Annotated in this window: 1 protein-coding gene; it reads right to left on the bottom strand. The window is 35.2% G+C overall.

Annotation, left to right across the window (positions count from 1 at the left end; all coding sequences use genetic code 11):
- Positions 1-53: 53 nt before the first annotated feature.
- Positions 54-248, bottom strand: coding sequence for a TM2 domain-containing protein (locus J7R05_RS09490; RefSeq protein WP_281388251.1), 195 nt, complete (start codon positions 246-248; stop codon positions 54-56).
- Positions 249-389: the final 141 nt, after the last annotated feature.

The raw sequence follows: 389 nt of genomic DNA on the forward strand, positions 1-389 counted from the left end.
ATATTACCCGCAACAATAAAAATGTCACACTTTATAGCGAAACATAAAATCCGCTAACTTCTAATTTTATTTCTATCTTTGCCAGTAAATCCCCCTACTACAATGACGATAAAATCAATAAATGCCCAAATTCCAGAAATAGGTAACCCCAAAATAGATAAAGACAGGATACGCATAAAAACACCAGTTCCAGTTTTACCAACTATAAAACGATGAACACCAAAAGTACCTATAAAGAAACAAACCAGTGCGAGAACTAATTATGAATATTGTTGCTTCACCAATCGAAAAACAGAAGCAGCAGCACCATCCTTACCAACAAAGTCAAGATAATCACCAACTTTTGGTGAGCTTTTTCCTAACCAATCACAAAGTGCAAATCGGTAACG

The sequence above is a fragment of the Bartonella capreoli genome (assembly GCF_902813205.1).
Lineage (GTDB): Bacteria > Pseudomonadota > Alphaproteobacteria > Rhizobiales > Rhizobiaceae > Bartonella > Bartonella schoenbuchensis.